Origin of the sequence: Burkholderia anthina (assembly GCF_902498995.1) — a bacterium.
In the GTDB taxonomy this organism is placed as follows: Bacteria; Pseudomonadota; Gammaproteobacteria; order Burkholderiales; family Burkholderiaceae; genus Burkholderia; species Burkholderia anthina.
This window is the reverse complement of the sequence record NZ_CABVLY010000011.1, coordinates 47,390-68,534: the sequence shown is the minus strand read 5'-3', so window position 1 is coordinate 68,534 and position 21,145 is coordinate 47,390. Positions and strand designations below refer to the sequence as shown.

Below are 21,145 nucleotides of genomic sequence, written 5' to 3'. Positions count from 1 at the left end.
TATGTGCTGGTTCACGATCGACGAAATGCGGATTTCGTTCGAATCAGGTGATCTGATCCAGCGGCTTGCCCTTGTTGTCCTTCCACGTGAGCACGGCCACGCTCGCGATGATGGCCACGACGATCAGATAGACGTTGAACAGGATGCCTTTGCCGATCGAATAGAGCCAGGTATTGAAGTACGACGCGGTGCCGCCGAAGAACGCGACGGCGAGCGAGATGAAGAATCCGAACAGTCGGGTCCGGTAGCGTGTCGGCACCTGCTCCGAGATCGCAGCGGGCTTGCTGCCCGTGATGAACGCGACCAGCAGTAGGCCAACCGTCTGCGTGACCAGCAGCGTCACCGGTGACGCGGTGATCATGTGCCAGAGCGGAAAAATCGTGACTGCGATGCCGAGCAGTGAAATCAACGTCGTCGCCTTGCGGCCGATGCGGTCGGACAGCATGCCGATCAGCGGCAGCGAAACGATGTAGATCACCTGTGCGATGCAGCTCATCATGAAGGCCGCGTGCGCGTCCATGTGGCGCACGCTGATCGCATAGATCGCGGCGGACGTGACCCACGTGTAGTAGGTGAGCGTCGATCCGGCCTCGTAGATGAAGAGCTTCAGCCCTTCCACGAGCAGTTTCGCGCGCGGCCACGGGCGGGTGCTGGCGGGTTCGCTCACGGCTTCGATGCTTTCCACCATGTTCCGCCGCAACCACAGTGCGAAGATCGCCAGCACGCCGCCGCTGGCAAAGGGGATGCGCCAGCCCCATGCCTGCATCTGCCCGACCGACAGCAGCGCGGTCAGCAGTGCCATGTAGAACGTCGCGATCAGCGAACCCGCACCCACCGACAGGAACACCGCGCTCGACCACAGTCCGCGCCGCTTCGGCGGCGCGATTTCGGCGACGTACGCATACGAAGCGGTCGTTTCTCCGCCATGCGCGGCGCCCTGCACGAGTCGCGCGACGAGCAGCGCGGCGGAGGCCCAGCCGCCGATCGATGCGTATGACGGAATCAGCGCGATCGCCAGGCTGGCGGTCGCCATGAGCGACATCGTAACGAGCAGGACGGTGCGTCGTCCGGCCCGATTGGCGATTGCGCCGAACACGATGCCGCCGAGCGGCCGAGCGAAGAATCCCGCAGCAAAGACCGCGAGCGTATTGAGCAACGACGACATGCGGTCGGTGTTGTCGAAGAGTGCTGCCGCGATATAGACCGACGCGACGGTATAGATGGTCCAGTCGAACCACTCCAGCAGATTGCCGATGCCGGCTGACAGTAAAGAGCGCAGCCGGGATACGGGGCGGATGGCGGCGTCATTGCCGATGCTCGTAACGTGACTCACAGAATTCCTTGCTCGATGACGAAGGTGGGCGTGTGCTCTATCAGGCACTGAAACCGGCCTCGACGGCCTGCATCGCGTGAATGAGGTCGTCGGCCGATACCGGTCGCTCGAAGTTGCGCATGTGCGGTGCGCTTAGCGTGTGCCGGGCAATCGTGGCGAAATGGACCGACACGTCGCCGTCGAGCCCCAACTCGCGCAGCGTCGCGGGCAGGCCGATACGCCGGTAAAAGGCCAGCAGGTCGTCGACAAAATCGGCAGGGCGGGCTTCGAGATGCAACTGGACCATCAGCGCATAGGCGACCTGTAGCCCGTGCAGCGCGGATGTCGGCAACGGTATCTTGGAAAGCCCGCGGGTCATCGAATGTGCAATGGACAGTCCGCCGCTTTCGAAGCCGAGTCCGCTCATGAGGAGCGTCGCTTCGACGAGGTGCTCGAAGCGCGCATCGTTCGGCTCGGGGAGCGTGTCCAGCACGGCTTCCGCATGTTCTCGCAACAGCGCATGGCATTCCCGTGCGAGCACATAGGCCGACCAGGCGGGCGGCGTGCCGAACATGTTCGTGCCGTGCGCTCGCATGCATTGTTCGGCCTCGAAGTATTTCGTTAGCGCATCGCCGATCCCGGCCACGAGGAAGTGCTTCGGCGCGCGTGCGAGCACGGCCGTATCGACGACGACGTAGTCCGGATTTTTCTTCATGTGTCGGACGGCGACCATCTGGTGTGCATCGTCGTAAAGCACGTAGTTCTTCGAGGTGGGCGCATCGTTCGATGCCGCGGTCGGCACCGTGATCAGCCGGCAGTCGCTTTGATCGGCGAGCGCCTTGCCGGCGTCGAGCGCCTTGCCGCCGCCGATCGCGACGATGACGCCGGCGTTCGCGCGGGCGGCATCGCCGGCCGTGGCCCGCACCCAGTCTTCCGTCAGCTCGCCGCTGAATTCGAGCCAGCACCATTGAACGCCGTGCGCATCGCACGACGCCTTGACCTCGGGGCCGACGCGCGCGGACATGTACGCATCGCAAAGTATCAAGGCCTGCGGCGCGCATGTCCGGATGCATTCACCGATGTTGCCGAGTACGCCTTTACCCTGAACGTATCGACCGGGTGAACCGAAAATGAGTGCCGTCATTGCGAAACCTCGGGGTGGAGTGATGGAAAAGAGGAGCCGCTTGATCGACTCGGATGATGCAAGATATATGATGCATGATGTTATGAGATATCGGGGTAATCCCTTTCGAACTGGATGCTGACAGGTGTATCTCCAATCATCATCAAGATGTATCATATATCTTGATGATGGGCGAACGATATACGTCCCGTCGCAAGAGAGGCTTTTTTCAACCCACGGTGACAAGCAAATGAATACAACTTCGACAGTGGTAGTAACAGGCGGTGGCACCGGCATTGGCCGCGCGATCGCGGAGACTTTCCTGCCGGCGGGCAGGGTGATTGCGCTGGGCATGGATCGCGATGACGATCTGCCGGCCGGCATCGAGTTTCGAAAGACCGACGTGGCGTCGGTGGAAAGCGTGCGTGCCGTGTTCCGCGAGCTGGACCGCGTGGACTGTCTCGTCAATTGCGCGGGCGTCATTCTTCATGAAGGGCGGGAGTTCGATCCTGACGGCTTCAGGAAAGTCGTCGACATCAATCTGTGCGGTTCCCAGATCACGATGGCCGAGGCGCATGCAAAGCTTGTGTCCAGCGCTGGCGCCGTCGTCAACGTGGCGTCGATGTGGAGTTACTTCGGGTCACGAAACAATCCGGCCTATGCAGCGAGCAAGGCGGGGGTGCTGGGACTGACACGCTCCTATGCGGTTGCGCTGGCGGAGGAGGGAGTGCGGGTCAATGCGGTGGCGCCTGGCTGGATCAGGACGCGGCTGTCGGCCGGCGCGCTGGAGAATCCGGAGCGTAGTGCGGCGATCATGGCGCGCTTGCCGATGAAGCGGTGGGGAGTGCCGCAGGATATTGCCGGAGCCGTGCGCTTTTTGTGCTCGGTGGATGCGCGCTACATTACCGGCGTCGTCCTGCCGGTCGACGGCGGATACGGCATTGCATGAGTATTGCGGCGTGCAGACATCCGACGGATGCCTGCATGCCGGCACGAGCGGTCAGGCAGACTGCCTCGTGCCTTGGGCCATCCATTCTGTCAACACGCGTTCGCCCCACGCGATGTCTTCCTGAATGGCGCGCGACGCGGCCTCGGAGTCCTTCTTCTTGAGGGCGGCAAGCACGCGGTAGTGGGGGTGGCTGCGATTCGAGATCGCCCGTGCCGGCAAATGGGAATGGAACACGTTGAGCAACGGTCCCATGCGGACCCAGAGCCCGGCGACGGTGTTGTAGAGACTCGGCATCTGGGCTGCCGCCATCAGCTTGAAATGAAACTCGCGGTTGATGCTGGCCGCTTGCGCCGGGCTGACCGACACCGCGGCAATGAACGCATCGTGCGTCGCGGACAGCGCCTCGATTTCCTGCTTGGTGACACGCTGCGCCGCATGTTCGGCCGCAGCCCCTTCGAGTAGCCGGCGCATCAACTGGATTTCGCTGACCGTGCCTGGCTCCAGTTCGGGAACCTTGATCGAAGTCGCCGCCGTCATTTCGAGCGCTTGCTCGCTGACGAGACGGAAGATGGCTTCGCGCACGGGCGTAATGCTGATCCCCAGCTGTTCGGCCAGATGCGCGATACGCAGCCGATCGCCCGGCGCGTACTCGCCGTTCATCAGGGCATCGCGAATCTGCTCGTAGGTTCGGGAAGAAAGATTGCCTTTCTCGACGGGCGAAATGGATTTCATGGAAGTACGGGGAAGTTGGGCGCCTGATACATAATATATCACTCCAGTCGCTGCCGTTTCCCGCCCGGGATTGGGGCGGTGCGGCGGCATGTGGAAGAGGCCGGGTCATCGGTGTGCTTCCAGAAGAAACTCCACGAAACTTTCGAGCTGTGCGGTGACCATGTGCTCGCCGTGATGAATGCGTGCGCCGCGCGCGGCGGCTTCATTCAGCAGCGACGTTTGCGCCGGATTCATGACGACCTCCGCGACGACCGTATCTGCGCCCATGCCGTCGAGATCGACCGGCAGCGCATCATCCGGCTTCATGCCGAGCGATGTCGCGTTGATGATCACGTCGTAGCCGCGCGCTTTGGCCGGCCCGCTGTCGATCCGAGCGCCGGGCGTGGTGTGCGCGACGAGCGTGGCGAGCCGGTCGGCCTTGTCGGCGCTGCGATTCGCGATCGTCAGTTGCGCGACACGGTGGCGGGCGATCGACAGCGCAATGGCCGTTGCCGCCCCACCTGCGCCGAGCAGCAGCACGCGCTTGCCGGCGAGCTCGATGCCGCGCCGGAGCATTCCGTCGACGAGACCGAAGCCGTCGTAGACGCGCCCCGTATACGTCCCGTCCGCGTTGCGCCGCACGGCGTTGACGACGTGCAGTAGCCCGGCATCGCCCTCGAGCGAGTCGCACAGCGGGGCGGCATTCTGCTTGTGCGGAATGGTGAGCACGATTCCTGCGAGATTGTCGATATGGCGCAGCCCCTGCCATGCCGCGTCGAGATGCTCGGGCCTGACGGCCCACGGCACCATGACCGCGTTGATGCCGCGCTCGGCGCACAGCGCATTGAAGAAGCCTGGCGTGCGGATATGAGTCGATGGCCATGCCATCAGGACGATCACTTGGGTCTTGCCGTCGATGACGATGGAGGCAGCTTGCGGTTCGAGATTCATGGGCCGTGAGTTCGAGAGTGACACATTAAATACATCATATATCATTTATGGGCGACGACAGGGGAGCCTTGTTTCGGGAATTTCCCCTATCGCCGAGTTGAGTCGAGTCGTTTGTTTTGACGCACAATAATGCATCATATATCATGCATCCAAGGTGGTGCCGAAAGACGTGCACGACCGGATGCCTCGACTTCACTTTTTGCTTCCCTTCAGGAGACATATGGCCACGACCACACAGGAGGAGCGCGAGACGTTGACCCCGTCGCAGCTCGCGTTGCTCAGAGACCGGGCGCAGTTCGTGCGGCTCGAAACGATTCGCCTCATCGAGATCGCGAAGACCGGGCATTACACGTCCGTATTCTCGGCGGCAGAGATCTTTGCGGCGCTCTACTACGACGTGATGTCGGTGCGCCACGGTGAACCGCGCTGGGATGATCGGGATCGTTTCACGATGGGCAAGGGCCACGCGGCCGTGGGCCTGTTCCCGATCCTCGCGGACTACGGCTACATCGATCGCGAAACACTCGACGGCTATACCCGCCTTGGCAATCCGCTGGGCGATCACCCCGACATGACCAAGGTTCCCGGCATTGATTTCAGTTCGGGCTCGATCGGTCATGCGCTGTCGAACGGCGCCGGCATGGCGAAGGCCTCGCAACTGGCCGGCAAGCAGTACAAGGTTTTCACGATGCTCGGTGACGGCGAGATGCAGGAGGGGCAGGTGTGGGAAGCTGCGTTGTTCGCGGCGCATCACCGGTTGTCGAACCTGATCGCCATCGTCGATCGCAACGGCTATCAGCTCGACGGCAAGGTCGACGACGTTATCGGCATCGAGTCGCTTGCCGAGAAATGGCGCGCGTTCGGCTGGGAAACGCACGAAGTCGACGGGCACGACCTGAACGCGCTGGTGCCGCTCCTGCGCCGGGTAAAGGCCGACACCCGGCGCGACAAGCCGGTCTGTATCGTCGCGCGCACGATCAAGGGCAAGGGCGTGTCGTACATGGAAACGGAGCCGGGCTGGCACCTCGGGTATCTCACCCAGGACGACGCGCAACGCGCCATTGACGAAATCAAAAGCAAGGTTATCTGACCCATGTCGACTCCCCAGAATCCTGATTCCTGGCAATATCGCGAACTGAACGCGCGCAATCCCGGCCTCGATTACCTGTCCGACGCGCTGATCGATCTCGCCCGAGCGGGGCATCCCGTCATCGCGGGATCGGCGGATCTGCAATATTCGAACGGACTGAACAAGTTCGCCCGCGAATTTCCGGAGCGCTACGTGCAATTCGGCATTTCGGAGCAGAACATGGTCTCCGCCGCCGCGGGCATGGCAACGACCGGCGTCATGCCGTTCGTCGCGACCTTCGCGTCGTTCCTCGGCCTGCTCTGTTGCGAGCAGATCCGCATGGACGTCGCGTACTGCAAGCTGCCGGTCCGGCTGATCGGCCACCACACGGGCATTTCGCTCGGCTTTTACGGCACCTCGCATCACGCGACTGAAGATATCTCGACGATGCGTGCCATCGCGAACCTGACGGTGATTTCGCCGGCTGACGGTGCGCAACTCGCTGCGGCGATCAAGGCGTCGGCCGACTGGCCCGAGCCGATTTACTTCCGTATCGGACGCGGGCGCGAACCGAAGGTCTATGAAGACGGTGTCGTGTTCGAGATCGGCAAGGCGATCGAGCACCTGCAGGGCACGGACGCGACGATCATCGGATGCGGCCTGCCCGTCGCCGGTGCGCTCGAAGCCGCACGCGCGCTGAATGGCGAAGGCCGGTCGATTGGGGTGATCGACATGCCGACCATCAAGCCGCTCGATCGCGACGCGATCATCGCGGCGGCGCGCCGCTCCAGGATCCTGATCACGGTGGAGGAGCACAACGTGATCGGCGGGTTGGGCGCGGCAGTGGCCGAAGTGGTGGCCGACGAAGGTCTCGGCGTGCGGGTGCTGCGCCATGGCATTCACGACGAGTACAGCCTGATCGCACCGCCGACGCACCTGTATGCGCACTATCGGCTCGACGGCGCGGGCATCGCGCAGGTCACGCGCGAAGCGCTCGCGATGGTGAGCTGACACCCGAACCTTCATTTTTGAATCGGGCGCCGCCGGGGCTCCGCTGGTCACGGCGCCGTTCGCACAAGGAAACATGATGCAACATACCGATGGCTGGCAACGCGTCCAGCTCCGCGACCCGTCGCTCGTGCGGCATGCCGGCACGATCGATGGGCAATGGTGCGGTGCCGACGACGGCGCACACATCGAAGTGACCAACCCCGCCACCGGGGAATCGCTGGGCAGCGTGCCGCGCATGGGCGCGCCCGAGACCCGCCGCGCGATCGAGGCCGCTGCCCGCGCATTGCTGCCCTGGCGGGCCAGAACCGGCAAGGACCGCGCGGCGTTGCTGCGCCGGTGGTACGAACTGATCCTCGAGCACCGCGAGGATCTCGCCGTCATCATGACGCTCGAGCAGGGCAAGCCGCTGCAGGAAAGCCGCGGTGAAATGCTCTATGCGGCGTCCTTCATCGAATGGTTCGCGGAAGAGGCGAAGCGCGTCTACGGTGATACGATCCCCGGCCACGGGCCGGACAAGCGCATCGTCGTACTGAAGCAGCCGATCGGCGTGTGCGCCGCGATCACGCCCTGGAATTTCCCGGCGGCGATGCTCACGCGCAAGCTCGGTCCCGCGCTTGCCGCAGGATGCACGATGGTGCTCAAACCCGCCAGTCAGACGCCGTTTTCCGCGCTCGCGCTATGCGTGCTGGCCGAGCGCGCGGGCATTCCTGCCGGCGTGGTGGCCTGCGTCACGGGCAATGCGGCGCAGATCGGCGGCGAGCTGACCGCCAATCCGCTGGTCCGCAAGCTGTCCTTCACCGGTTCGACCGAAATCGGCAAGACACTGCTGGCGCAGTGCGCGGCGACGGTCAAACGCACGTCGATGGAACTGGGCGGCAATGCGCCGTTTATCGTGTTCGACGATGCGGATCTCGACCAGGCGGTGGCGGGGGCGATTGCATCGAAATATCGCAATGCCGGGCAAACGTGCGTGTGTGCGAATCGGTTGCTCGTGCAGGACGGCATTTACGACGCGTTTGTCGAGAAGCTGGCCGATGCGGTGCGCGGGCTGAAACTGGGCAACGGCCTCGACGACGGCGTGACTATCGGTCCGCTGATCGATGCAAACGCGGTGGCCAAGGTCGACGCGCACGTCGCGGACGCCCGGGCCAAGGGCGCGAGCGTGATCGTTGGCGGCGCACGCGATCCGCTCGGTCCGCACTTCTATCAACCGACCATTCTCGCGAACGCGACGCGAGACATGCGCATCTTCGACGAAGAGACCTTCGGGCCGGTCGCACCGGTGTTTCGCTTCGCGGACGAGGCACAGGCGATCGCGCTCGCGAACGATACGCCGTTCGGGCTTGCTTCCTATTTCTACGGTCGCGACATCGGGCGGATCTGGCGCGTTGCGGAAGCGCTGGAATATGGGATCGTCGGCATCAACGAAGGGTTGATCTCGACGGAGGTGGCGCCGTTCGGTGGTGTGAAGGAAAGCGGGCTCGGCCGGGAAGGATCGCGTTACGGCATCGACGACTATCTCGAGATCAAATACCTGTGCATCGGCGGCGTGATGACGTGCCGTAATCCCGTTGCGCCGGCTCCGGCGCGGGACTGATGAAGAAAGGCCGCGAACAGCATCGCGGCCTTTCTTTTTGCCGCTTATGCGCGACGCTGCCCGATCCGCTGCAGCAGCACGGCGAAGATGATGATCGCTCCCTTGATGATCTGCTGGGGATAAACCGGTACCGACAACAGATTCATGACGTTGCCGATCAGTCCGAGGACCAGCACGCCGATCACGGTGTTGATCACGGTGCCCTTGCCCCCCGACAGCAGCGCGCCGCCGATGACGCAGGCCGCGATCGCGTCGAGCTCGAGCCCGACACCGGTGATCGGCACGCCGACGCCCGTGCGCGCGGTGAAGACGATGCCGGCGAGCGCGCTGAGTGCGCCGCAGATGACGTACACGAGGAACTTGTAGCGCCACGTGGAAATGCCTGCCAGCCGCACGGCCGTTTCGTTGCTGCCCGTCGCGATCACCATGCGGCCGAACGTCGTGCGCGTCATCGTGAACCAGAACACGGCGATGAGTACGATGCCGAGCAGGACCGGCCACGGGAGATGCAATGCTCCCATGCCCCCGCTGCCGAACGTGTTGAGCAGATCCGATGCCGCCATTTCATCGGGGAGTTGTACCGGTTGCCCGTTCGACATCATGAAGGTGACGCCGCGCGCGACCGTCATCAGCGCGAGCGTCACGATGAACGGCGCGAGGCCGAACAGCGTCACGAGCATGCCGTTGACGGCGCCGAACAGCGCGCCAAGCAGCAGCGCGCACGCGACCGCGAGCAGCAGGCCGAGCGCGCCGTCGGACGGCATCAGCGGAAGGACCATCGGCACGAGCAGCCCGCCGGCCGCCGCGACGGAGCCGACCGACAGGTCGATGCCGCCGGTATTGATGACAAGCAGCATGCCGATGCTGACCAGCAGCATCGGCGTGAGCTGCCGCAGCAGGTTGAAGAGATTGCCCTGGCTCAGGAACGCACCCGACATCAGGCTTGAAATGACGAACAGCACGACGAGCATGATGAGCGCGTTGTATTGCAGCACGCCTTTCATGATCGGCAAGCGTTGCGGAGGGTTCTGCATGGTCGATTCCATCTTTATTTAACTCCCATCGAAAGTGCTATCAAGGCGTGCTCGGTAATGTCGGCGCCGCTGACCTCGCCGGCGATGGCGCCCATGCGCATGACCAGCACGCGGTCGCACAGTCCGATGATTTCCGGCATGTCCGACGACACGACGATCACGGCGACGCCCTGCGTCGCCAACTGGTTGATGATCTGGTAGATCTCGATCTTCGCGCCCACGTCGACGCCGCGCGTCGGCTCGTCGAGAATCAGCACGCGGCAGCCGGCGTTCACCCATTTCATGAGCGCGACCTTTTGCTGGTTGCCGCCCGAGAGGCCGCCAACGGGATCCTCCATGTCGTTCATCTTCACGCGCAACGTCTTGATGAGCTCGTCCGCGCGCGCGGCCTCGCGTCGCCGGCTGAGCAGCCAGCCGCCGCGCGCGCATGCATTGCGCGACGTCATCATCGCGTTGACGCGAATCGACAGGTCGAGCAGCACGCCCTGCTGCTTGCGGTCTTCCGGCAGCATGCCGATGCCGCCGCGCGCGCCCTGGCGCGGCGACCGACTCGAGAGCGGGCGGCCGTCGACCCGGATCTCTCCCGAGTCGCGACGGTCCGCGCCGAAGATCGCCCGCATGGTTTCGGTGCGACCCGAGCCCACGAGCCCGCTGAAGCCCAGCACTTCGCCCGCCCGCACTTCGAACGACACGTCCTTCACGCGCGCCCCCACGTTCAGGCCGTCGACGCGCAATACCGGCTCTCCGATGCTGGCATGGCGGGGCGGAAAGAGTTCGTCCAGCTTGCGTCCGACCATGAGCTGCACGAGACGGGCTTCGTCGATTTCGTCGATGCGCACCGTCGTGACGTAGCCGCCGTCCTTCAGCACGGTCGCGGCGTCGCACAGCGCGAAGATTTCCTCGAGGCGATGGGAGATGTAGATGATGCATACTCCCGTCGCACGCAGTTGCCTGATCAGTTCGAAGAGGCGCTGCGTTTCGCGCGCGGTCAGCACGGCGGTGGGCTCGTCGAATACGAGTACGCGCGACGCGTGCGACAGTGCCTTGCAGATTTCGACGATCTGCTGCTCGGCGACCGACAGCTCGGCGACCGGGCGGCTCACATCGAGTTCGCCGAAGCCGAGCGTGTCGAGCTGTCGTTTCGCGCGTTCGCGCAGCCGCCGCCAGTTGATGACCGGCGAGCCTTCTCCAAGGTCGCTCAGGAAGATGTTTTCCGCCACGCTCAGATGCTTCGCGAGCGAGAATTCCTGGTGGATCACCGAAATGCCGTGTTCGCGGGCGGCATGCGGCGAATCCAGCACGAGGCGCTCGCCGTCGAGCGAGATATCTCCGTCGTCGGGCGAGTACGCGCCGCCGAGCACCTTCATCAGCGTGGACTTGCCCGCGCCGTTCTCGCCCATCAGCGCGTGAACCTCGCCGCCCTGCGCGGTCAGGCTCACGCCGCGCAGCGCGTGGACGCCGCCAAAGCGCTTGGTGATGCCGCGCATCGTTAGGGTGTTGTTCGCCATGGCATGGTCCCCGTCACGACGCGCCGGCTTCGGCGCGTACCTGCGGAATCGAACGGACCGGCGGCACCGTGTAGCGGAAGAACAGATTGCTCTTATTCGGATCGATTAGCTGATCGACGTTGTCACGTGTGATGATTGCCGCCGGAAAGGTCGATCCCATCGGCAGGTTGTTCGCATCGAGCCCCTTGCGGAAGATGTTGTTGACGAATTCAATGGCGGCCACACCGTTCTCTTCGCCGGAGTTCTTGCCGGTCACGAGCAGGTTGCCTTTCTTAACCTGGTTCAGCGCCACCCGGAAGCCGTCCGCGGCGGCGGCGATCTGGATCTGGCCTTGCTTGCCGATACCATTCACGGCCCGCAGCGCGCCGAGTGCCATGAAGTCGTTTTCGGCGAGGATCAGGTTCATCTTGTCGCCGTGCGCCGACAGGATGTCTTCCGTCGCGGCGAGGCCGCCTTCCTCCGTCCACTTGCCGACACCCATCGCCAACACCTGGAACTTGAGATCGGACGCGTCGAATTTGCCGCTGCTCTTGAGCGCCTGGAACAGCGTGAAGCCGCGCAGCATCGCGTCGCTCCGCTTCATCCCGAGCTTCAGCTGCTGCGCACGCTCGTACACGATGCCGGAAATCATCCCGTTGACACGTGATTCGGATGTCGAATTGCCGACCACGCCAAGCAGCGCCGCTGCGACGATCGGCTTGTCGGGCCCCATCGTCCGTGCCACATAGCGGCCGGCCTCGAAGCCGTTGCCGTATGCATTCGCCTGAATGGTCGTCAGCACGCGCGCACTGGCGTCGGGAATGGTGCCGACCGTGACGACGGGAATGCCCGCGTCCACGGCGCGGTTGATGCACTGCGAGACGCCGAGCGTGTCGGTCGGATCGACGACGATCAGATCCATCTTGCGCGTGACGAAGTTGTCGATCTGCGAGCACTGACGCTGCAGGTCGCCATCGGCCACCTGGACGTCGATCGTCATTCCGTATTTCGCGGCGGTGCGTTTCGCGCCGTTCACCAACTCGACGAACCACGGGTTGCCGAGCGTGATTTCGGTCCAGCCGATTTTCGGATGGGCCGGGTCGGCGGGCTTCTTCGGCCACGCTTTGCGGATCGACGTGCGATCGGGCATGCCGGGGTCGACTACGCCCGCGAGCGCCGTATTGGGCATGAGCGTATAGATCTTGTCCTTCGCCAGGGCGCCCTGGGTCGGTGTCAGGGCGGCCGCCAGCGCGGCGCTGGCAAACAAACTAACCGTCAGTGTTTTCATATTGTCTCGTCGATGAATGAAGGATCGGTTGAAGTGGCTGTGAAACGCGCGTCAGCGCATAACGGATGCATCATATATTCTGCTTGAGCCTCTTCTAGTGGGGGTTTGCCCTGAGCAGGGCATCAGAATGGCATGGGGCCGCGCGGATTCGCGCCGTTCGAGAATATCGCTGTTGCGTGATTCTGATGCATCATATATGATCCATCGGGCGCAACGGAGGAGCGAGCGCTGCCCGTGCACCGGGTGCCGCGCATGACCTCCGGTACAACGATTGGATGGAGACACAGCATGTTTGACTATATTGTGGTGGGCGGCGGCTCGGCGGGCAGCGCACTGACCGGACGCCTGATCGACGCGGGCGCATCCGTGCTGCTGTTGGAGGCGGGGCCGCGCGACAAGCACCCGTTGATTCATATTCCCGCGGGCTTTACCCGGTTGTTGCCGACCGATTTGCTGTACCACTATGAAACGGTGCCGCAGGTCGGCATGGATTCGCGTCCGCGCGTCGTTCCGCAGGGGCGCACGCTCGGCGGCGGCAGTTCGGTCAATGCACTCATCTACATACGCGGTCAGCGCGAGGACTACGACGAGTGGCAGCGTGACGGCTGCGACGGCTGGTCGTATCGCGACGTACTGCCGTACTTCAGGCGGGCGGAACACAACGAGCGGTTTCATGATGCGTACCACGGCGCCGGCGGCCCGCTGTCGGTCGAGGACCTCGTGCAGCGCAGCGAATTGACGACGGCCTTCGTGCGTGCGGGACAGGAAGCTGGCATCCCGTATTCGCCGGATTTCAACGGCGCACGGCAGAACGGTGTCGGCTTCAACCAGATCACGACACGCGAGAGACGTCGTTGCAGCGCAGCGGTTGCCTATCTGCGCAAGGCCGAGCAAAGCGGCCGCCTGAAGATCGTCACCGGGGCGCAGGTCGATCGCATCGTCATTGAAGGCGCGCGCGCGGTGGGCGTGGAGTACCGGCACGGCGGCCACAAGGTCGTCGAGCGTGGCTGCAAGGAAGTGATCGTGTCGGGTGGCTCGATCCAGTCGCCGCGGCTTCTGATGCTCTCCGGCATCGGCCCGGCCGCGCAGCTCGAGCAGCACGGCATTCCGGTGATCCAGGATCTGCCCGGGGTCGGCGCCAATTTGCAGGATCACGCCGAGTTTCCCGCCGTTTCGTATTGCACGGGCCGCTACGGCTATTTTGGCGAGGACACGCCGCTCAATACGGTAAAGAACGGGCTGCAGTATCTGCTGTTTCGCTCGGGGCCGGTCGCGTCGAATGTCGCGGAGGCCTGCGCGTTCATCAATGTCGACGAGCCGCAAGCGCGCCCCAACGTCCAGCTGCATTTCCTGCCGATCGTGTTCCTCGATCTCGATGCGGAAACGATCAAGCGGGCTGGCGCGACCATCAATCCGTGCGTGCTGCGCCCGATGAGCCGCGGCGAGATTCGGCTGAGGAGCGCCGATCCCGATGCGAAGCTCGAGATCGATCCGCGCTATTTCCAGCATCCGGAAGATTGCCGGCTCGCCGTGAAGGGGCTCAAGGCCGCGCGCGAGATTCTCGCGCAGGATGCGTTGCGGCAGTACACGGGCGAAGAGGCGCTGCCCGGGCTGTCCGTGCACAGCGACGACGACCTGCTGGACTACATTCGTCGTCGCTCGAAGACCGTGTATCACCCGGTGGGCACGTGCAAGATGGGCGTCGATGGTGCGGCCGTGGTCGATCCGGCGCTGCGCGTGCGCGGCGTGGCCGGGTTGCGCGTGGTCGATGCGTCGATCATGCCCAATCTGATTTCGGGCAATACTAATGCGGCGTCGATCATGATCGGCGAGAAGGCGGCCGATACGATTCTGGGCAAGCAGTCGCTGGCCGTCGCCGCCGTCTGAATCCGACCGCGCTGGTTGCGTCCGGCGCACGAACGAGGTAATCGATGAGCAGTTCATATTCAGCGATGGAGAGCGCCGGCTGGCACTGGATGCAGCCCGGCATGCCGGAACACCTGGTGTGGCGGGAGCGGCTGGTTCCGATTGCGCCCGCCGCGCATGTCGTGGTGAGAAACCGCGCGATCGGCCTGAACCCGGTCGACTGGAAATTCATCGAATGGGGGCCGGCGTTCTGGTCCGGCGACCAGATCCCCGGTGTCGATGGCGCGGGAGAGGTCGTTGCGGTCGGCGATGGCGTGAGTCCCGACTGGCTCGGGCAGCGGGTCGCGTATCACCAGTGGCTTGAGCGTCCCGGCAGCTTCGCGACACATACGGTATTGCCGGCGCGCGCATTGATGCGCATTCCGCCGGGCCTGTCGTGGGAACGTGCCGCGTCGCTGCCGTGTCCCGCGTTGACCGCATTGCAGGCGTTCGCCAAGGTGCCCGCACCCGACGCGGGCGGCGGCAGCGTTGCGCTCGTGACCGGCGCGGGCGGCGCGGTCGGCACCTTGCTCGTCCAGTTGCTGGCCCGTCGCTGGCGGGTGGTCGCGATGTGCGATAAGCGGCATTGGGCGCGCTTGCAGGCGCTCGGCGCGCACGAATGCGTGCCCTATGCACTCGACGCCGCACACGACGGAACCGTGCGATTCGACGCGATGTTCGACACCGTCAGCGGCGCGCACGCGGCATCGCTTGCCACGCGTATCGCGGCCAACGGGCATTTGGTCTGCGTACAGGATCGCATCGAGCAGCCGCCCGTCGACGCATTCACGACGTCGGTTTCGTTGCACGAGGTTGCGCTGAACGCGATGCACCGCTTCGGGACCGACGCCCAATGGCGCACGCTCATGGCAGCCGGCGAACGACTCATGCAGGACGTGCAGCACGGCACGCTCATACCGGTCACGATTGAAGCCGGTCCGATGCGTGCTCTGCCCGACTTGCTGGCGGCATTGCGCGATCACCGCACGGCATATCGTCCGGTCGTATCGGTCGAGTAACGGCAGGCTCGCACTTGAATGCCGGCGCGCCGGGTATCGCGCGCCGGATCGGTATCCGGCAACACACCACCACCTGCTTCCTATGGAGACATGCATGGCGAACTCAACGCAGTTCTATATCAACGGAAAATGGACCACGCCGCGCGCGACGGCGCGCATCGACGTCGAGCATCCCGGCGATGGTTCGATCATCGCGACGATCGCGGCCGGCTCGGCCGCGGATGTCGACGATGCGGTGCAGGCGGCCAAGGCGGCATTCCCCGCTTACTCGAAGACCACCGTCGCGCGACGCGAAGCGTGGCTGGTGAAGTTGTTGGAGGTCTATAACCGGCGTTACCGCGATGTCGCCGAAGCGATCTCGAGGGAGATGGGTGCGCCCATCGACTTCGCGATCGAACAGCAGGCACGCACCGGGCAAGGGCATCTCGAAGCGGGCATCGCCGCGCTGCGCCGGTTCGCGTTCCGCCATGAGGTGGACGGCGGGCGCGTCGTGCGCGAGCCCATCGGCGTGTGCGGCATGATCACGCCGTGGAACTGGCCGATCAACCAGATCGCGTGCAAGGTCGTTCCCGCACTGGCGACGGGTTGCACGATGGTGCTCAAGCCGAGCGAAGTGGCGCCGCTCAGCGCACTGCTGTGGGCCGAGATGATCGACGAGATCGGCCTGCCTCCCGGCGTCTTCAATCTCGTGAACGGTGACGGCGCCACGGCGGGCGCGACGCTCGCCGCGCATCCGGACATCGACATGGTGTCGTTTACGGGGTCGACGCGCGCCGGTGCATTGATCGCCGAAAATGGCGCGAAGACAGTGAAGCGCATCACGCAGGAGCTGGGCGGCAAATCCCCGAACATCATTCTGGAAGGTGCCGATCTCGAGCGCTTCGTGCGCGCAGGTGTGCTGCATTGCATGAGCAACAGCGGGCAGTCGTGCAATGCGCCGACCCGCATGCTCGTGTCCGAGCGCGACTATCCGGCCGCGGTCGAGATCGCGCGCAACGCGGCGGAGTCGGTCCATGTCGGCCGCCCCGGCGACGCGGGGGCTCATATCGGGCCGGTGGTGTCGTCGGTGCAGTACGAAAAGATCCAGTCGCTGATCAATGCGGGGATTGCGGAAGGCGCCCGGCTCGTGACGGGCGGCCCGGGCAAGCCAGCGGGGCTGGAGGATGGCTACTACGTCAAGCCGACCGTGTTCGCCGATGTACGAAACGACATGCGCATCGCGCGCGAGGAAATCTTCGGGCCGGTGCTGGCGCTGATTCCGTATCGCGATCGTGCGGATGCCATTCGCATTGCGAACGATACCCCCTACGGGCTGGCGGCCTACGTGCAGGGCGACGCGGACGAGGCGGAGGCCGTCGCGGCCGATTTGCGGGCTGGCATGGTTCATCTCAACGGTGCTCCCCAATCGTTCGACGCACCGTTCGGCGGCTACAAGCAGTCGGGCAATGGCCGGGAGTGGGGGGCGTACGGCTTCGAGGACTTTCTCGAAACGAAGGTCGTGAATGGCGCGCGTGGCTAGGACGGCGACGGGCAATCTGGCGCGGCGGCATTGCGTTCTCCTCATTACATCGGGGTGACGGTAATCCGGCGCCGGCACCGATAAGCGGCTGCTCCCATCGTCTGACCCGCGGTCGCATTGCGCGATCGCGGGCGCTTCCACGACTGCATCCTCGGCAGTCGTCGCTCGATCGGTTCTGACATGGCAGCCGGATCGCGCAGCTTGCGGTGCGACTGCCTAAACTGATGCGTCGTGTTCGATCCGGGAGGACACGGTCGCATCGGGCAGGCCAAGCGCTCGGGCGATTTCACCCGCATCACGCACAACCAGCGTGCCCTGTGGAAAAACAGGACTGGCCTGAGCGCCAGCCGTGTCCGGCCAGCCGAGTACGCGCATGCCGGCCGCCAGCGCGGCGCACGCGCCTGTCGGGCTGTCTTCGATCGCGATGGCGTCGGCCGGGGCGATATCCAGCAGGTAGGCGGCGCGCAGATAGGCTTCGGGGTCGGGCTTGCCGCGCCGCACGTCGTTCGCGCTGACCGAAATACGTTCCGGCGCCTGCAGACCGAGTGCAGCGAGGTTCGCTTCGAGCAGCATGCGGCCCGCATTCGAAACGACCCCCTGACGCAGTCCGGCCGCGTGTGCGGCACGCCAGATCTCGAGCGCACCCGGGCGCGCCGCGAGTGCTGGCGCTTCTGTCACATAGTGCGCGGCGCGCAGCGCCGACCATGTGTCGAAATCCGCGTCGATGCCGAAGCGCTCGACGCAGATGCGATGCACGTCGCGGCCGGTCCGGCCGAACATCAGCGGATGAAGCTCGTCTCCGGCGCTGACGCCGTGGTGCGCGAGCGCGGCGAGCAACGTGCGCATGTGCAGCGGCTCGCTGAGTGCGAGTGTTCCGTCCATGTCCCATAGCACGGCGCGAGGCAACGACGTATTCATGCTTCTTCTCCGGCTAGGCGATCGAGGTCATCGTAGAACTGCTGCGCATGCAGATAGAGGCGCTCGAAAATCGGCATCATGCGATCGTAGGTATCGGCGGCCCGGGCGTCGGGCTGGACTTCGCGCTCGAAGCGGACGAAGTGGCGGACGGCATCGCCGAGCGACGCGAACCGGCCGGTGACGCTCGCGGCGAGTAACGCACAGCCCATTACGCCGCACTCGACTTCGGCGGGCACGAGCACCGGTGTCCGATACATGCTTGCCTTGATGTCGAGCCAAAGCGCGGCTTTTGCGCCGCCGCTCGCCGCGACGAGCCGATCGATCGTGCCGCGCTCCGGCTGGAGGATCGACATCTGGCGGCGAACCCCGAACGCGACGCCCTCGAGCGTCGCGCGGTGAAGGTGCGCGAGACCGTGGCGCGCGGTGATGCCGAAAAACTGCGCGCGCGAATTCGGCTGCGTGCCGTAGCGTTCGCCGGTCAGATAGGGCAGGAAAAACAGGCCGCCGGCACCGACGGGCGCTTCCGCGGCCTTCTGCGCGACGTCCGTGTAGGATAGGGTGTTCTCGTGAAAGGCGCGACGGGCCCAGCGCATCGCATCGCCGCCGGAATCGAGCAGCATGAAGCGGCCCCACCGGCCTTCGCACGTGGCGACGTTCGAGACCTCGGGGTGCAGCATCGGGGTGTCGGCGATGAACGTGATGATGGACGACGTGCCGGTAATGTCCGACGCGAGTCCCGGTTCATGCACGCCGGAACCGAGTACCGACGCCGGGTAGTCGGCCGCACCGACCAGCACCGGGGTGCCTTGTCGAAGGCCCGTTGCGTGGGCAGCGGCCTGCGTCACGGCGCCGAGCACGTCGTGCGGCGCCCGGATCGGGGCCAGTTTGCGCACGTCGAGCCCGAGCGCGTCGAGCATCGTTGGCGACCACGCACGCGTGCGCGGATCCATCAGGAAGCTCATCGACGCGTCGCTCCAGTCGCACGCACGTTCGCCGGTCAGACGGAAATTCACGTAGTCCTTCGGCATGAAAACGGTCGTTGCGCGTTCATAGGCAGCGGGCTCGTGCTCGCGAATCCACTGGAGCTTGAAGCCGGGCCACGCCGGCGTCGGCGGATTACCGTTGCGGGCGAGCCATTCCTGCATGGCTGTGGTATCGCGGATACGCGAGCGGAATGCCGCGACTTGCGCGGCGGCACGCTTGTCGTTCCACAGTGGCGCGGCGTCCCGCGTGAGCTCGCCGTCGGCGTCGAGCAGCACGGTGGCGTGCATCTGCCCGCATGCGCAAACCGCGGCGATATGCAGCGCGGCGCCGGGCGGCGCCGTCGCCAGAAGCTCGCGAATCGCGTGCACGGTGCCCGACCACCAGTCGAGCGGGCGCTGCTCGGACCAGCCGTAGCGCGGCACGATCTGTTCGAGCTCGCGCACGGCCAGGTGCAGGATCGCGCCGTTGGCGTCGACGAGCGCGGCGCGTACGCTGCCGGTGCCGACGTCGATTGCCAGATAGGTTGAGCGCATGGCTGTATGTCCTGGGGTGTCGTTGTCTATGCACCGGTTGCGTGGGCGCAGACGTGCCACATGCACTGCGTGCGGGCACGGTAGAGCGCGAGCGCGCCGCCTTCTGAAAGGATGCGGGCGTCGATCTCGTCCGGTGCAATCGTGTTGAAGTCGAACAGTCCGTGGTGATGCGCAATCATCACGCGCACGCCGGCGTCTCGCGCGAGCGAGACCGCTTCGTCGAGCGTGAAGTTGCCGGGAACGCCGTTGCTCGAGCGTTCGTCGTCGCGTCCGTTCACGGGAAGAAGCGCGACATGCGGCCGTTGCGCGGCGACGCTGTCCGACAATCCGGTGTACGGGACGCAGTCGCCTGAATGGTAGAGACGTACGCCCGCGATCTCGATCACGTACCCGAGCCACGGGTGCCGCCCTTGTGCATCGACGTCGAGCGTCTCGTGCGCGGACGCAATCGGCAAGATGCGTACACCGCTCAGCGGTTCGACACACTGGCCCGCATCGACGGCGATGAGCCGGGACGTCTCCACGCCGCAGCGCCGAACTGCTTCGTCGAGCGTCGCGGTCGGCACCACGAACCGGAGCGCGGGAAAGCGGCGTGCAAGCGGCTGCAGCGTGTCCGGATCCATATGGTCCGTGTGGCGATGCGTGCAAAGCACGAGGTCGACGTGCTCGAGGTCGTCGGGCGTGATCGGCGCGGCCATCATGCGTTCGTGCGGATAGCGCGTGTTGCGGTACTTGCGGGCCAGCGAGTCGGAAAGATACGGGTCGATTAGAAGACGCAGGCCCGCGCCTTCGATCACGAATCCGGCCTGGCCAAGCCAGTAGAGCGAGACGCCGGGCGCGAGCGTCGCACGCCGTTGCGCGGATGCGGCCAGGCGTGCAGCGAGCGGCCAGTCGAACGTCTCGACGTCGATGCGGAGCGGCGCGATGTTCTTCATGATTACCAGCACACGTAGCCGCCGTCCGCGAGCACGATCGAGCCGGTCATCAGGCTCGACGCCTCGCTGGCGAGAAACAGCACGACCGACGCCACTTCGTCCACGCGCCCGAGCCGGTTCATCGGCGTGCCGCCGACCCAGTGGCGATACATCTGCGCGTCTTCGTGCACGTACCGGTTCAGGTCCGTGTCGATGTAGGTCGGCGCGACCGCATTGACCCGCACGCCGCGCGCGCCCCATTCCGCGGCAAGCGAGCGCGTCAGGTGATGCACGCCGGCCTTCGATGCGTTGTAGTTCACCTGTTCCTGGGGCCGATTGACGATCAGGCCGGACATCGACCCGACGTTCACGATGCTGCCGCCGCCGTGCGCCAGCATGCTCTTGCCGAACGCGCGACAGCAACGGAACACGCCGTTCAGGTTGATGTCGATCACGCGGTCCCAGACTTCGTCGCTCATCGTCTCGGCCGGGTGATTCGAGAGGGCGATTCCGGCGTTATTGACGAGCACGTCCACGCGGCCGTGCCGCGCAATGACGGCGTCGTGCACGCGCTGCACGGCGGTGACGTCGGTCACATCGAGTAATTCGCTTTCCACTTGTGCGCCCGCCGACTCGAGTCGGGCGACCGCTTCGTCGAGCGTGTTTTGCGCGATATCCGTGAGCACGACGCGGGCACCCGCCTGGGCGAGCGCGTCGGCAATGGCGAAGCCGATGCCGCGCGCCGCCCCCGTTACCACGGCGAACTTGCCGTCAAGCCGGAATTTGTCGAGATACATCATGGCTTCCTCGTATCAGTCGGG

Annotated in this window: 18 protein-coding genes; 7 read left to right on the top strand and 11 right to left on the bottom strand. The window is 64.7% G+C overall.

The features are described 5' to 3' along the window. Positions 1 to 43: 43 nt before the first annotated feature. Positions 44 to 1,333 (bottom strand): MFS transporter, encoded by a 1,290-nt coding sequence (locus BME24068_RS16070; protein WP_174926635.1) that lies wholly within the window; start codon positions 1,331 to 1,333, stop codon positions 44 to 46. A gap of 40 nt (positions 1,334 to 1,373) precedes the next feature. After that, positions 1,374 to 2,612 carry a glycerol dehydrogenase gene (locus BME24068_RS16065; RefSeq protein WP_239007689.1) on the bottom strand — a complete coding sequence of 413 codons (1,239 nt, stop codon included), beginning with the start codon at positions 2,610 to 2,612 and terminating at the stop codon, positions 1,374 to 1,376. 73 nt (positions 2,613 to 2,685) lie between these two features. Here BME24068_RS16065 and BME24068_RS16060 point away from each other — a divergent pair, with 73 nt between their 5' ends. Next, on the top strand, positions 2,686 to 3,384 hold the full coding sequence (locus tag BME24068_RS16060) for an SDR family NAD(P)-dependent oxidoreductase (RefSeq protein ID WP_174926634.1): 699 nt from the start codon (positions 2,686 to 2,688) through the stop codon (positions 3,382 to 3,384). Between the two features lie 51 nt (positions 3,385 to 3,435). Here BME24068_RS16060 and BME24068_RS16055 read toward each other — a convergent pair whose 3' ends face one another. Then, entirely contained in the window at positions 3,436 to 4,116 is a 681-nt protein-coding gene (locus BME24068_RS16055) for a GntR family transcriptional regulator (protein ID WP_174926633.1), read from the bottom strand. A 105-nt stretch (positions 4,117 to 4,221) separates the two neighbouring features. Beyond that, complete coding sequence (locus tag BME24068_RS16050) at positions 4,222 to 5,046, bottom strand: shikimate dehydrogenase family protein (RefSeq protein WP_174926632.1); 825 nt, start codon at positions 5,044 to 5,046, stop codon at positions 4,222 to 4,224. A 274-nt stretch (positions 5,047 to 5,320) separates the two neighbouring features. Here BME24068_RS16050 and BME24068_RS16045 point away from each other — a divergent pair, with 274 nt between their 5' ends. The 3 genes from BME24068_RS16045 (at position 5,321) to gabD (ending at position 8,723) form a co-directional block, all read left to right on the top strand. Next, complete coding sequence (locus BME24068_RS16045; RefSeq protein WP_420887522.1) at positions 5,321 to 6,136, top strand: transketolase; 816 nt, start codon at positions 5,321 to 5,323, stop codon at positions 6,134 to 6,136. Between the two features lie 3 nt (positions 6,137 to 6,139). Next, a complete protein-coding gene (locus tag BME24068_RS16040) occupies positions 6,140 to 7,126 on the top strand; it encodes a transketolase family protein (RefSeq protein WP_174926631.1) in 987 nt (328 codons plus the stop codon). Positions 7,127 to 7,202: 76 nt separating this feature from the next. Continuing rightward, a complete protein-coding gene (gene gabD / locus BME24068_RS16035) occupies positions 7,203 to 8,723 on the top strand; it encodes an NADP-dependent succinate-semialdehyde dehydrogenase (protein WP_174926630.1) in 1,521 nt (506 codons plus the stop codon). Between the two features lie 44 nt (positions 8,724 to 8,767). Here the strand turns inward: gabD and BME24068_RS16030 are convergent, their stop codons facing one another. From BME24068_RS16030 to BME24068_RS16020, 3 genes are read right to left on the bottom strand one after another with little or no spacing between them, the layout of a single operon-like run. Next, entirely contained in the window at positions 8,768 to 9,757 is a 990-nt protein-coding gene (locus BME24068_RS16030) for an ABC transporter permease (protein ID WP_174926629.1), read from the bottom strand. A 14-nt stretch (positions 9,758 to 9,771) separates the two neighbouring features. Beyond that, a complete protein-coding gene (locus tag BME24068_RS16025) occupies positions 9,772 to 11,265 on the bottom strand; it encodes a sugar ABC transporter ATP-binding protein (protein ID WP_174926628.1) in 1,494 nt (497 codons plus the stop codon). Positions 11,266 to 11,278: 13 nt separating this feature from the next. Next, positions 11,279 to 12,532 (bottom strand): substrate-binding domain-containing protein, encoded by a 1,254-nt coding sequence (locus BME24068_RS16020; RefSeq protein WP_174926627.1) that lies wholly within the window; start codon positions 12,530 to 12,532, stop codon positions 11,279 to 11,281. Positions 12,533 to 12,820: 288 nt separating this feature from the next. Here BME24068_RS16020 and BME24068_RS16015 point away from each other — a divergent pair, with 288 nt between their 5' ends. The 3 genes from BME24068_RS16015 to BME24068_RS16005 all read left to right on the top strand — a co-directional run bounded on the left by BME24068_RS16015 (position 12,821) and on the right by BME24068_RS16005 (position 16,975). Next, a complete protein-coding gene (locus BME24068_RS16015; RefSeq protein ID WP_174926626.1) occupies positions 12,821 to 14,419 on the top strand; it encodes a GMC family oxidoreductase in 1,599 nt (532 codons plus the stop codon). 44 nt (positions 14,420 to 14,463) lie between these two features. Continuing rightward, complete coding sequence (locus BME24068_RS16010) at positions 14,464 to 15,456, top strand: zinc-binding dehydrogenase (RefSeq protein WP_174926625.1); 993 nt, start codon at positions 14,464 to 14,466, stop codon at positions 15,454 to 15,456. Positions 15,457 to 15,550: 94 nt separating this feature from the next. After that, positions 15,551 to 16,975: an aldehyde dehydrogenase family protein gene (locus BME24068_RS16005; RefSeq protein ID WP_174926624.1), complete on the top strand. Its 1,425-nt coding sequence runs from the start codon at positions 15,551 to 15,553 to the stop codon at positions 16,973 to 16,975. A gap of 216 nt (positions 16,976 to 17,191) precedes the next feature. Here the strand turns inward: BME24068_RS16005 and BME24068_RS16000 are convergent, their stop codons facing one another. From BME24068_RS16000 to BME24068_RS15985, 4 genes are read right to left on the bottom strand one after another with little or no spacing between them, the layout of a single operon-like run. Next, positions 17,192 to 17,857: an HAD family hydrolase gene (locus tag BME24068_RS16000; RefSeq protein ID WP_244962173.1), complete on the bottom strand. Its 666-nt coding sequence runs from the start codon at positions 17,855 to 17,857 to the stop codon at positions 17,192 to 17,194. A 32-nt stretch (positions 17,858 to 17,889) separates the two neighbouring features. Further along, positions 17,890 to 19,410: a xylulokinase gene (locus tag BME24068_RS15995; protein ID WP_174926623.1), complete on the bottom strand. Its 1,521-nt coding sequence runs from the start codon at positions 19,408 to 19,410 to the stop codon at positions 17,890 to 17,892. 26 nt (positions 19,411 to 19,436) lie between these two features. Then, positions 19,437 to 20,345 (bottom strand): MBL fold metallo-hydrolase, encoded by a 909-nt coding sequence (locus BME24068_RS15990; RefSeq protein ID WP_174926622.1) that lies wholly within the window; start codon positions 20,343 to 20,345, stop codon positions 19,437 to 19,439. 2 nt (positions 20,346 to 20,347) lie between these two features. After that, positions 20,348 to 21,124, bottom strand: a complete 777-nt coding sequence (locus BME24068_RS15985) for an SDR family NAD(P)-dependent oxidoreductase (protein WP_239007691.1) — start codon at positions 21,122 to 21,124, stop codon at positions 20,348 to 20,350. Positions 21,125 to 21,145 lie beyond the last annotated feature (21 nt).